At 64.5% G+C, this 12088-nt stretch carries 12 protein-coding genes; 7 read left to right on the forward strand and 5 right to left on the reverse strand.

The features are described 5' to 3' along the window. Positions 1 to 62 precede the first annotated feature (62 nt). Complete coding sequence (locus GCT19_RS15435) at positions 63 to 1550, forward strand: DHA2 family efflux MFS transporter permease subunit (RefSeq protein WP_152852509.1); 1488 nt, start codon at positions 63 to 65, stop codon at positions 1548 to 1550. Between the two features lie 23 nt (positions 1551 to 1573). Here the strand turns inward: GCT19_RS15435 and GCT19_RS15440 are convergent, their stop codons facing one another. Then, positions 1574 to 2287 carry a FadR/GntR family transcriptional regulator gene (locus GCT19_RS15440; protein WP_018437737.1) on the reverse strand — a complete coding sequence of 238 codons (714 nt, stop codon included), beginning with the start codon at positions 2285 to 2287 and terminating at the stop codon, positions 1574 to 1576. Between the two features lie 134 nt (positions 2288 to 2421). Between GCT19_RS15440 and dgoD the strand changes: the two genes are divergently transcribed. Both dgoD and GCT19_RS15450 read left to right on the forward strand, forming a co-directional pair. Beyond that, positions 2422 to 3570 carry a galactonate dehydratase gene (gene dgoD, locus GCT19_RS15445; protein ID WP_018437736.1) on the forward strand — a complete coding sequence of 383 codons (1149 nt, stop codon included), beginning with the start codon at positions 2422 to 2424 and terminating at the stop codon, positions 3568 to 3570. A gap of 180 nt (positions 3571 to 3750) precedes the next feature. Further along, positions 3751 to 4053, forward strand: a complete 303-nt coding sequence (locus GCT19_RS15450) for a hypothetical protein (RefSeq protein ID WP_018437735.1) — start codon at positions 3751 to 3753, stop codon at positions 4051 to 4053. A 180-nt stretch (positions 4054 to 4233) separates the two neighbouring features. Here GCT19_RS15450 and GCT19_RS15455 read toward each other — a convergent pair whose 3' ends face one another. Both GCT19_RS15455 and copC read right to left on the reverse strand, forming a co-directional pair. After that, entirely contained in the window at positions 4234 to 5163 is a 930-nt protein-coding gene (locus GCT19_RS15455) for a CopD family protein (RefSeq protein WP_152852449.1), read from the reverse strand. Next, entirely contained in the window at positions 5160 to 5537 is a 378-nt protein-coding gene (copC, locus tag GCT19_RS15460; RefSeq protein ID WP_152852450.1) for a copper homeostasis periplasmic binding protein CopC, read from the reverse strand. Before copC ends, GCT19_RS15455 begins: the two co-directional genes overlap by 4 nt. A 350-nt stretch (positions 5538 to 5887) precedes the next feature. On the opposite strand from copC, the gene GCT19_RS15465 reads away from it, so the two are divergent. The 4 genes from GCT19_RS15465 to GCT19_RS15480 all read left to right on the forward strand — a co-directional run bounded on the left by GCT19_RS15465 (position 5888) and on the right by GCT19_RS15480 (position 10478). After that, the gene (locus GCT19_RS15465; RefSeq protein WP_035492164.1) at positions 5888 to 6619 is read left to right on the forward strand and encodes a c-type cytochrome; all 732 of its coding nucleotides are present in this window, start codon (positions 5888 to 5890) and stop codon (positions 6617 to 6619) included. A 21-nt stretch (positions 6620 to 6640) separates the two neighbouring features. Beyond that, positions 6641 to 7942, forward strand: a complete 1302-nt coding sequence (locus tag GCT19_RS15470) for a c-type cytochrome (protein WP_152852451.1) — start codon at positions 6641 to 6643, stop codon at positions 7940 to 7942. A gap of 132 nt (positions 7943 to 8074) precedes the next feature. After that, positions 8075 to 8695, forward strand: coding sequence for a PAQR family membrane homeostasis protein TrhA (gene trhA / locus GCT19_RS15475; protein WP_013090468.1), 621 nt, complete (start codon positions 8075 to 8077; stop codon positions 8693 to 8695). A gap of 226 nt (positions 8696 to 8921) precedes the next feature. Continuing rightward, positions 8922 to 10478, forward strand: coding sequence for a DEAD/DEAH box helicase (locus tag GCT19_RS15480; protein ID WP_018437729.1), 1557 nt, complete (start codon positions 8922 to 8924; stop codon positions 10476 to 10478). A gap of 59 nt (positions 10479 to 10537) precedes the next feature. On the opposite strand, the gene GCT19_RS15485 is transcribed toward GCT19_RS15480, so the two are convergent. Together GCT19_RS15485 and GCT19_RS15490 are read right to left on the reverse strand one after the other, a co-directional pair. Next, positions 10538 to 11071: a hypothetical protein gene (locus GCT19_RS15485; RefSeq protein WP_026229124.1), complete on the reverse strand. Its 534-nt coding sequence runs from the start codon at positions 11069 to 11071 to the stop codon at positions 10538 to 10540. Positions 11072 to 11170: 99 nt separating this feature from the next. Then, positions 11171 to 11998, reverse strand: a complete 828-nt coding sequence (locus tag GCT19_RS15490) for a ferritin-like domain-containing protein (protein ID WP_018437727.1) — start codon at positions 11996 to 11998, stop codon at positions 11171 to 11173. Positions 11999 to 12088: the final 90 nt, after the last annotated feature.

Genomic DNA, 12088 nt, shown 5'->3' on the forward strand with positions numbered 1-12088 from the left:
CCCACCCTTTCATGTCTTCCGTCTCCACGTCGGCGAGCGCCACTGAGTTGCTCAACCGGCCGATGATCACGATCTCGATCATGCTCGCGACGCTGATCCAGACGCTCGACAGCACGATCGCCAACGTGGCGCTGCCGCATATGCAAGGCGCGCTGTCCGCTTCGCAGGACGAGATCACGTGGGTGCTGACTTCCTATATCGTCGCCGCCGCGATCGCCACGCCGCTCACCGGCTGGCTGGCGGACCGCCTGAGCGTCAAGCGGCTGCTGCTGATCGCGATCGGCGGCTTCACGGTGTCATCGGCGTTGTGCGGACTCTCTGAAACGCTGCCGCAGATCGTCGTGTCGCGTTTGCTGCAAGGGGTTTTCGGCGCGTCGCTCGTGCCGCTGTCGCAATCGATCCTGCTCGACATCAACCCGCGTGAAAAGCAGGGCCAGGCGATGGCCGTGTGGGGCATGGGCGTCATGGTCGGGCCGATTCTGGGGCCGACGCTCGGCGGCTGGCTCACCGATAGCTACAACTGGCGCTGGGTGTTCTTCATCAACGTGCCGATCGGCGCGTTCGCACTGTTCGGCGTCGCGACCTTCCTGCCGACGCGCGAGCCCAAACACGACGTGAAGTTCGACGCGTTCGGCTTCGTCACCCTCGGCCTCGCGATCGGCGCATTGCAGGCGATGCTCGATCGCGGCGAGCAGCTCGACTGGTTTTCGTCGACCGAGATCGTGATCGAGGCGCTCGTCGCGGCGATCAGCTTCGCGTTTTTCCTCGTACACACGGCGACCGTCGGCGAGCGCTCGTTCTTCAAGTACAAGTTGCTGAAGGACCCGAACTTCGCGACCGGCACGTTCTTCATCTTCGTGATCGGTGCGGTGATGTACGCGACCCGCGCGCTGCTGCCGCCGATGCTGCAAAACCTGATGGGCTATCCGGTCGCGACCACCGGCCTCGTCACCGCGCCGAGCGGCGCCGGCACGATGGTCGCGATGCTGATCGCCGGCCGGCTGCTCAAGCGCGTCGACGCGCGGCTGCTGCTGCTCTGTGGTTTCCTGATTTCGGCGTTCGCACTGTGGCAGATGATGCATTACACGATCGTGCTGTCGGAGTCGAACATCGTGTGGCCCGGCGTGATCCAGGGCTTCGGGCTCGGCCTCGTGTTCGTGCCGCTGTCCGCGCTGACGTTCTCGACGCTGTCGCCGGAGCTGCGGGCGGACGGCACCGCGACCTATAGCCTGATGCGCAATATCGGCAGCAGTATCGGCATTTCGATCGTGCAGACTCTGATGACGCGCAACACGCAGATCTCGCACGCGGACCTCGCCGCGAACGTGACCGCGTTCAATCCGGCGCTGCAGTCGATGCTCGACGGCGGCTCGCGCTACGACATCGCGGCACTGAACGCGTCGATCACGCAGCAGGCGGCGATGGTCGCGTACCTGAACGACTTCAAGCTGATGTTCGTCGCGACGCTGCTGGTCATCCCGCTGTTGCTGCTGATCCGGCCGTCACACAGGGCGCCGGATGCGTCGGCCGCGCATGCGGCGATGGATTGAGCTCGAGCGCGGCGCCGTCCGTCTCAGCCTTCGATCCGCCCGCGCGTCACACCGAGCAATGACGCCATCGCCGCGTACGCCGCGGCGGCATCGCGCGCGCGGATCGCGTCGTACACCGCCGTATGCTCGGCGAGCGACGCGTTGAACACATCGGCGCGTTTCGCATTGAGTCGCAACTGTGCCTCGAGCGTGCGCTCGATCAGCGCGCCGAGCGGAATCAGCAATTCGTTGCTGCATGCGGTGAGCACGCACAGGTGGAACTGCAGATCCGCGCGCACCCATTCGTCGACGTTACGCGCCGCCACCATCGCGGTATGGGCGGCCGCAAGCGCGCCCAACGTGTCGTCGGTGTACGCGGCGGCCGCGAGGCCGGCGGCGTAAGGCTCGATCATCTCGCGCATTTCCTGCAGCTTGAGCGCGAACGCCATCGGCTCGGCGACGCGTGAATACCAATCGAGCAGATCGGCATCGAGCAGATTCCACGCGGACTTGACCCGCACCCGCGTACCCACGCGCGGCCGCGATTCGATCAGCCCTTTCGACGTCAGCGTGCGCAGCGCCTCGCGCAGCACCGTGCGGCTCACACCGAACGTCTCCATTAACTCGGCTTCGCGAGGCAGGATCGACTCCGGCACATAGTCGCCGCGCAGAATCGCGGTTGCGAGCAATTGGGTAACTCGCCCATGCAGATCGTGCGGAATGGTTTTCTCCTCGCGGGTGGTGGTCTCGTCGCGCAACGCGGCGACAAGTATTCCAAATCTCGCCACTATATGGCAAATAATACTATTAATAGTATTTTAGTGCACTTTTGTTGTAGCATGGAGTCCCCAAAATTCTTTGCGTGCCGGCAGATCGTCAGGAGACACACACCATGAAAATCACCAAGCTCGAAACCTTCATCGTCCCGCCGCGCTGGTGCTTCCTCAAGATCGAGACCGACGAGGGCATCGTCGGTTGGGGCGAGCCGGTGGTGGAAGGCCGCGCGCATACGGTTGCCGCGGCCGTCGAGGAACTCTCCGATTATCTGATCGGCAAGGACCCACTGTTGATCGAGGATCACTGGCAGGTGATGTACCGCGCGGGCTTCTATCGCGGCGGCCCGATTACGATGAGCGCGATCGCCGGCGTCGATCAGGCGCTGTGGGACATCAAGGGCAAGCATCATGGCGTGCCGGTGCATGCGCTGCTCGGCGGCCAGGTACGCGACAGGATCAAGGTGTACTCGTGGATCGGCGGCGACCGGCCAAGCGATGTCGCGAACAACGCGCGCGCGGTGGTCGAGCGCGGCTTCAAGGCCGTCAAGATGAACGGCTCGGAAGAGTTGCAGATCATCGACACCTTCGACAAGGTGCAAGGCGTGATCAACAACGTTGCGGCGGTGCGCGAGGCGGTCGGCCCGAACATCGGCATCGGCGTGGACTTCCACGGCCGCGTGCACAAGCCGATGGCGAAGGTGCTCGCCAAGGAACTCGACCCGTACAAACTGCTGTTCATCGAAGAGCCGGTGCTGTCGGAGAACGCCGAGGCGCTGCGCGACATCGTCAACCAGACCAACACGCCGATCGCGCTCGGCGAGCGTCTCTATTCGCGCTGGGACTTCAAGCACATCCTGTCGGGCGGCTACGTCGACATCATCCAGCCGGACGCGTCGCACGCGGGCGGCATCACCGAGTGCCGCAAGATCGCCGCGATGGCCGAAGCCTACGACGTCGCGCTCGCGCTGCATTGCCCGCTCGGCCCGATCGCGCTCGCGACCTGCCTGCAGATCGACGCGGTCAGCTACAACGCGTTCATCCAGGAACAGAGCCTCGGCATCCACTACAACCAGGGCAATGACCTGCTCGACTACATCAAGAACCCGGAAGTCTTCAAGTATGAAGACGGCTTTGTGTCGATTCCCCAGGGCCCGGGACTCGGCATCGAGGTCAACGAGCAGAAGGTGCGCGAGATGGCGAAGGTCGGTCATCGCTGGCGCAATCCGGTGTGGCGTCACGCGGACGGCAGCGTCGCCGAATGGTGATTCGTAGGCCATTGCGCCCGCGCGTTCCGGCCACGTAACGCGCGGGCAGCCGAACCTGCCTCAAAATCCCCGCACCGCCTTATTCCGCCTCGCTCCCGCGACGTTTGTTCGGTATCGGACAGACGCATCGTTTGCTCCTTGCTGAAATGCATGCCAACAACGCATGCAGCGGGGAACACCATGGGCGAATTCCTTCCTGACTATCTGATCCGCGAGCAGGCGGCGGTCGGTGCGCTGGTCGTCTTCGGCGTGCTGCGCATCATCGGCGCGATGGTCGCCTACGAGCGCGGCTGGAGCATCGCGCTGGTCGGGAAGTGCTTTATCGCCGCGGCAGTGCTGTACTGCCTGCCGCAGGTTTTCGATCTGCTCACGCAGATGGTCGGCACGCACGCGGCCGGCGCCGAACTCGAAGGCAAGGCAGCCGGCTGCGCGATCGCATTGTTCTGCGCGCCGATTCTCGGTCATCGCCTCGGCCTCGAGTAAGCGCGCAGCGAGCCGGGCCGCGCGATGCGACTGATGCCTGCATTGCTGGAACGGGCGCGCGACGACGCGCCGTTTGCCTGAAGAGTAGTAGCGGGTGCGCTGGCCACAGCCAGGCGACCGTGTGTATTGCGCCGCACGTGCTTCGCAGTGCGGCGCTTTTTTATGCAGCGCGCCTCGCGTTCAACCGAGCGCAGCGAACGCCGGCAAGGTGTGTGACAACGCTGCCGCGACGACGAACACGCCGATCATCACGAGCGCTTCCAGATACATCACGTTGACGAAAGTATGCGCGTCCATCGTCGACGCGGTGCGACGCAGGCGCGGCAGCGCCGACGTGCGGTTCAGCGCGCCGAGCACCAGCGCGAGGGCGACCAGCACGAGCTTCAACGTCAGCACGTGACCCCACGTGCTCGCCTGAATCGCTTCGAACGAGCCGCCCGAGCCGCGCACCGCATTGAAGACACCCGATAGCAACACCAACGCGACCGCGACGAGCGACACGTTCGACACCTGAGTGGCCGTGCGAATCAGCATGCCGCGCGCGGTCGATGCACCGAGCGCCGGCAGCACCGCGAAGCCCGCGGCCATCGCGACACCGCCCCAGACGCTCGTCGCGAGCACGTGCAGCGTCTGCATGCCGATCGCGGCCGATACGACGCCGGCATCGGCCGCATGACCGAGCGACGCCTTGCCCGCCGAGATCGCGAGCACCGCGAGCCACAGCAGCGTGTTACGCAGCATGCCCGTGCCATGGCTCAGCGCGGTGCCCAGCAGCACCAGCGCGCCGCCGAACGCGACGCTCCAGCCGTAGCCAACATGCGTTTGCGTCAGCACCGTCGGCACCGCGCCGAACGCCGCGGGCAACGCGACGCCGCTCATCGACGCCGCCTGATACAGCAGCCAGCCAAGATCCGCGAGCACCAGCACGATGGTGGCCGCGAGCATCGAGCGATGCGCGCGCATCCAGCCGGGGCGCGCGGGTGACGTGCCTTGCTGCCCGTCCTTCGCGAGCCATGCGCCGAGTAGCGCCGAGCCAACGGCGAAGCCGAACGCGACGTTCATGAGCGCGGCCATTGCGACCTGCCCGATCCACAGTCCGTCGAAGTTCATTTGACGTCGAACGCGAAGTCGCCTTGCGTACGATGGCCATCGGTGGCCACCGCGACCCAGTGCACCGCATAGCGGCCGCTCGTCAGCTGAGGCAGCGCGAGGTGCATCTCGCGGGCGTCCGCGCCATCGACTGTCGATGCGGTCGAAGTCGCGGGCTTGCCGCTCGTATCGGCGAGTGTGATCTCGCTGAACGCCGGCTCGAGCGGCTCGGTGAAATGAATGGTCACGTCGGCGGGCGCGATGGCCTCGGCGTTCGCGGCCGGCACGCTCGAGATCAGATGCGCATGCGCGAACGCGGTGGATGATATGGCCAGCGCCACCGCGCCGGACATCAACGCTCGCAGCGTCGACGAGGAGAAATCGAATAGCTTCATGTAGGGCCGATAGCGGATGAGAACGAACGGAACAGAGCGTGGCCGACGACGTGCATCGTCTGCACGACGGCCGGCGAGCCCGGAAGTGTACGCTTCGATGGCGCGCGCGGGGATCGGTTCAACATGGCTCGATGAGACAAAGGCATTGACCACGACGCACGACGCAACTGAAGTCCGAAACTGGCAAACGCGACACACGCGACACACTGTCGCATGGCGGTCACACCTGGAACCGCATCTAATGCGGCAAATAGTCACCATTACCCTTCGATGATAGAATGCTGCGTCGCCGCAGCGACGGCTGTCCTTCACACCGAGCCGCCCGAAGTTCGGTCAGGTCCCCGATTCTGATGGAGTTACGCGTGTCTTCAAGACGCCTCTTCCGCCCGTTGCTTGCCCTTCTGCTGATCGGCTCCGCGGGTGTCTATAGCGCTGCGAAAGCGCAGACTCAACCGAAGGCCCCCGACACGATGGAAGCGCGCGTGCAAGGCTGCACGGCCTGCCACGGCTCGCATGGGCAAGGCACCGACAACGACTACTTCCCGCGTCTTGCGGGCAAGCCGGCGGGATATCTGTTCAATCAGTTGCAGAACTTCCGTGAAGGGCGCCGCAAGTACCCGCCGATGAACTACCTCGTCACGTATCTCTCCGACGACTACCTGCATCAGATCGCCACCTTCTTCTCCCAGCAACGCCCGCCGTATCCGACGCCGGCCAAGCCGACGGCCTCGGCCACCACGCTCGCGCGCGGTGAGCAGATCGTGCTGCATGGTGATGCGAACAAGCAGGTGCCTGCTTGCGCGGCCTGCCACGGCAAGGCACTGACCGGTATGGAACCGGCGATCCCCGGTCTCGTCGGCCTGCACGCCGACTACATCAGCGCGCAGCTCGGCTCATGGCGTTCGGGCACGCGCCGTGCGATCGCACCGGACTGCATGCACACCATCGCCACGCGCCTTAGCGACGAAGACGTCAACGCCGTCGCGGCCTGGCTTGCCACGCAGCAGGCTCCGCAAAACCCCGTGCCGGCTCCGGCCCGCTCCTTGAAGACTCCGCTTGCCTGCGGCAGCGAACCGCAATAAGGCGCCGGGAGAGACATTCAAATGAAACGCAAGTCTTTGTTCGCCCTCTCGGCAGTCGTCGTGGTCGCGGCCGCCGCACTCGTTCCCGTCCTGTGGTCGGGCGGCGATCATCTGCATAGCAGCGGCGCGGCCGTCGCGGCAACGCCCGCGGACCAGGCCGACCTGATCAAGAAGGGCGAGTACCTCGCCCGCGCCGGCGACTGTATCGCCTGCCACACCGTGCGCGGCGGCCAGCCGTTCGCCGGCGGCCTGCCGATGGCCACGCCGTTCGGCACGATGTTCACGCCGAACATCACGCCTGACGACCAGTACGGCATCGGCAAGTGGACCCAGGACGACTTCTATCGCGCGATGCACACCGGCCGCTCGAAAGATGGCAGCCTGCTCTATCCGGGCTTCCCGTTCACGAGCTACACGAAGGTCACGCGCGCCGACTCCGACGCGATCTACGCGTACCTGCGCTCGGTCGCGCCGGTCAACGTACCGAGCCGTCCGCACGAACTGAAATTCCCGTTCAACCAGCGCAACATGCTGATCGGCTGGCGCACGTTGTTCTTCCGTGAGGGCGAGTTCAAGCCGGACCCGACCAAGTCTGTCGAATGGAACCGTGGTGCGTATCTGGTCGAAGGCCTCGGCCATTGCGGCATGTGCCATACGTCGATCAACGCGATGGGCGGCCCGGTCAGCTCGGCGGCGTTCGCGGGCGGTCTGATTCCGCTGCAGAACTGGTATGCGCCGTCGCTGACGTCGAACAAGGAAGCCGGCCTCGGCGACTGGGACCTGAAGGACATCGCCGATCTGCTGAAGACCGGCGTGTCGAGCCGCGGCGCGGTGTTCGGGCCGATGGCCGAAGTGGTCCACAACAGCCTGCAGTATCTGTCGACCGAAGACATCAACGCGATGGCGACGTACCTGAAGACGATTCCGCAGAGGAGCGAAGCACCGGAACCGCTGCAGCTCGAAACCTCGGAAAAGTTCGGCGGCGAACTGCTTAAGCAAGGTCAGAAGATCTACGCTGACAACTGCGCGAAGTGCCACGAAGACAATGGTCTCGGCCGTCCGCCGGCATTCCCGCCGCTCGCGAACAACCAGTCGATCCAGATGCCGTCGGCGGTCAACCCGATCCGCATGGTGCTGAACGGTGGCTATCCGCCGAGCACGGACGCGAACCCGCATCCGTACGGCATGCCGCCGTTCGCGCAGTCTCTGTCGAACCAGGAAGTTGCAGCGGTCGTGACGTACATCCGTATGTCCTGGGGCAACCACGGTACGGCCGTGTCGCCACAGCAAGTGGCCGAGCTGCGTTCGGCGCCGCTCGACTAAGCAGGGTTTGACGCACCCCGGGCGCGGCCTGCGAGTTTCGCGGCCGCGCCCTTCGTTTTTGCAGGACCGGTATCATGTGGGCCTGTTTGTGTTCGTGGTCGCCTTCGTGGGACCGTGCAGGAGGAAAGAGTCGTGCCTGTCGGTGAGCGTTTGAACAGCATTACCCATCTCGTCGGCGCCGTGCTGTCGGTGGTGGGGCTGGCGGCGCTCGTCACGATGGGCGCGCTCGCCGGCGACGCGTACAAGGTCGTCAGCTTCAGCGTGTATGGGGCGATGCTGTTCGTGCTGTATGCGATCTCGACGCTGTACCACAGCGTCAGCCATCCGCGTCTGAAGGCAATTCTGCAGAAATGCGATCATTCGGCGATCTACCTGCTGATCGCCGGCAGCTACACTCCGTTCACGCTCGTCACGTTGCGTGGACCGTGGGGCTGGTCGCTATTCGGCGTGAGCTGGGGGCTCGCTGCCCTCGGCATCGTGCAGGAACTCACGCTCGGGCGACGCACCCGCAGCGTGTCGATGGTGCTGTATGTGTTGATGGGATGGCTCGCGCTCGTAGCCGTCCGCCCGCTGGTGCAGGCGTTGCCGGCCGCGGGGACCGCGTGGCTCGTGGCCGGCGGCGTCATCTATAGCGCCGGCATCTATTTCTTCATCAACGACGAGCGCATCCGCCACGGACATGGTATCTGGCACCTGTTCGTACTGGCGGGCAGTCTGTGTCAATTCGTCAGTGTCGCGCGATATGTCGCGTGACGTTCCACGGCGACGAATTGCAACTTAAGGCCAGTCGACGTGTCTGCATAGCGCGTTGAAACCATTCGGCACATCTGTGATCGTGCCGCCGATTTCTCCGTGAACGGAACCGGGCTGCGGCCTCGCACACGCCATAGAGGCGTGTCGATGCCGCGCTGGTTTTTCCGCGTTGGGGTCCTATGGGCTCAGCGGGGCCGTTCGCGAAACTGCATTGCAAAGAGCTTTTATGTCTTTTGATTCCCTCGGCTTGTCCGAACCGCTGGTCCGCGCTGTCAACGAACTCGGCTACACCAGCCCGACTCCGATCCAGACTCAGGCGATCCCGGCCGTGCTCAACGGCGGCGATCTGCTCGCCGGTGCGCAAACCGGCACCGGCAAGACTGCCGGCTTCACGCTGCCGATCCTGCAACGCCTGAATTCGATGGCCCCGGCCGCCGGCGGCAAGCGCGTGGTGCGCGCGCTGATCCTCACGCCGACGCGCGAACTCGCCGCGCAGGTCGAAGAAAGCGTGCGTGCGTACGGCAAGTATCTGAAGCTGAAATCCACCGTGATGTTCGGCGGCGTCGGCATCAATCCGCAGATCGATGCGTTGAAGCGCGGCGTCGATATCGTCGTCGCGACGCCGGGCCGTCTGCTCGACCATATGCAGCAGAAGACCATCGACCTGTCGCATCTCGAGATCCTCGTGCTGGACGAAGCGGACCGCATGCTCGACATGGGCTTCATCCACGACATCAAGCGCGTGCTCGCGAAGCTGCCGCCGAAGCGCCAGAACCTGCTGTTCTCGGCGACCTTCTCCGACGAGATCAAGGCGCTCGCCGACAGCCTGCTCGACTCGCCGGCATTGATCGAAGTCGCGCGTCGCAACACGACGGCCGAAACGGTCGCGCAAAAGATTCACCCGGTCGATCGCGACCGCAAGCGCGAGCTGCTCACGCATCTGATCCGGCAGCACAGCTGGTTCCAGGTGCTCGTGTTCACGCGCACCAAGCACGGCGCGAACCGCCTTGCCGAGCAGCTGACGAAGGACGGCATCAGCGCGCTCGCGATCCACGGCAACAAGAGCCAATCGGCCCGCACGCGCGCGCTCGCCGAGTTCAAGGACGGCACGCTGCAGGTGCTGGTCGCGACCGACATCGCGGCACGCGGCATCGATATCGATCAATTGCCGCACGTGGTCAACTTCGATCTGCCGAACGTGCCGGAAGACTACGTGCACCGCATCGGCCGCACGGGTCGCGCGGGCGCGACGGGCGAGGCGGTATCGCTCGTGTGCGTCGATGAACTGCAGTTGCTGAAGGACATCGAGAAGCTGATCAAGCGTCCGGTGCCGCAGGAAGTGATCGCCGGTTTCGAGCCGGACCCCACCGCGAAGCCGGAGCCGATCCAGCGACGCGGCCAGGGCGGCGGCGGGCGTTCACCGCGCCAGGGACAAGGCGCAGGACGTCGTGACGGCGGTGCTGGTGGCGGCGCATCGGCCAAGCCGGCTCAAGGCTCCGGTCAGCGTTCGGGCCAGCGTGCTTCGAACGCTCCGCCCGCGCCCCGGACGCAAGGTGCGAAGCCGGCCGGCAATGGCGGTCAGCCGCGTCGTGAGACGCAGCGGCACGACGATCGGCCGCGCGCCGCCGCGCAGGATGGCGCTCCCGCCCACCATGCGCCGCGCAAGCCGCAAGGCAATCGTTCGGCCAACGGCAATCCGGGCGCGTTGCTCGGCGGCGGCGTAAAGCGCAACGATGCGCCGCGTGGCGCGCAGCCGTCGCGCAACGGCGACCGCGGCCGTTAAGCGTCGCTCTGCCTAAAGGTTGCCGGCATAGCAGCCGTTAGCGCTTCCCTGCTAGAAGACTAACGGCTGCTCGCGGCGGCAGCCCGCTTCAAATGCTCGACCTGCTGTTCCCATCGCTCGAGCACCGCACTCCCCTCTCCTTGCAATTCGAACGTGATGCCGCTCGTCAGGCGCGCATAACGGACGCTTTGCGCTTCCGCTGTGTCGATCGAGCCGAGCAGATAGACGAGGCCGCTGTCGTCGCCCTCGACGCCGGGCAGCGGCACGATACGCAATTGCGCCTGATAGAACGCCGCATCGCAGACGAAACTCAACGCCGCGCGCCCGCTTTGCGCGATCGCGCGCGTCGCGCGCGCCTGCGGCCATAGCGCGATGCACAGCGTGCGCGAATCGGGTGCATAGAGTTCGCCGACGCTCAGCAGCGACGTGCGAACGTGGCCGTTCACATCGACGCTCAGCAGCGACGCGGTGAAGCCCAGCTTGTCCGCAAGCGACGAACCGTCGAACAAAGCGCGCACGTTGGCCGGCCATTCATCGAACGCGCTCTGTTCGAGCGGACGCGCGGACGTCGATGAGGAGGAGGAATCGCTCATGCCATCGATCCAGTCGAAGTAGTCGGTAAAGCTCAATCATGCCTTGAAAGAAGCAAAGCCCGCATCAGCGGGCTTTGCTTTTTGATTCTCTTCGAAGGCTCAGCGAAAGAACACGTGCTGCGTGATCTTCGCGAGCGGGTAATGCACACCCGGCTGAATGCGCGCCGGCAGATCGAGCGGCTTGAGCAGCATCTTCACGCACATGTCGGCGGACAGATTGCGCCGCACCAGCTTATTGATGCGCGCCGCGCGCTCGCGGTTGTACGCACAGTCGTGTACCCGCTCCGGATAGCGAATCGCGAACACGTGCCGCAATGCGATCTCCGAATCTTCGTTCTTGATTTCCATCACGCGACGCATCAACGCGCCGAGCACCGCGAGCCGGCCGTTGCCCTCGATCCGGTTGTACTTCTTGAAGTACTTGAAAAAGTGCTTGTAGTGACGGACTTCATCGGTGCGGATGTTGTCGGTGATCTGCTTGAGCACCGCTTCGTCCGAGCATTCGTTGATCGCTCGATACAGCGTCGCGGTACCTGTTTCGACTACGCAACGCGCGACCATCTCGAGCGCGCGGGTCTTTTCGAAGTCCTCGACCGAGCACGTCAGCGAATACTCGCCCATGAAATTGCGGAACGCGGTATGCCAGTCGAACTCGGGCCATACATACGCGATATAGGTTTGCAGCGCCCGGCCGTGCTGCATTTCCTCGGGCTCCCACTCGTGGTTGAGCCAGGCCGAGACCTCGGGGTCGTCGTTGAAAAAAGTACTCAGATTACTGGTGTAGAGATCAGTGCCGCTTTCGATGAACGAAGCAGCGCATAGCAACAGCAGCAGGTCTTCGTTGGCCGCGGCCTTCTGCCGGTCGATGCGCGTCAGATCGATGTCCTCGATCCGCCAGGGCATGACATGGTTCAGCTCCGTGTGCATTGTGTCTTGCTCCCATGCTGTACCGACCCGTGGAGTTCTTCGCAACCGCCCCCGCGCTCGCCGTGATGTTCTCCGTGCCGGATACAACGC

The organism is Paraburkholderia atlantica, assembly GCF_009362785.1.
Lineage (GTDB): Bacteria > Pseudomonadota > Gammaproteobacteria > Burkholderiales > Burkholderiaceae > Paraburkholderia > Paraburkholderia atlantica.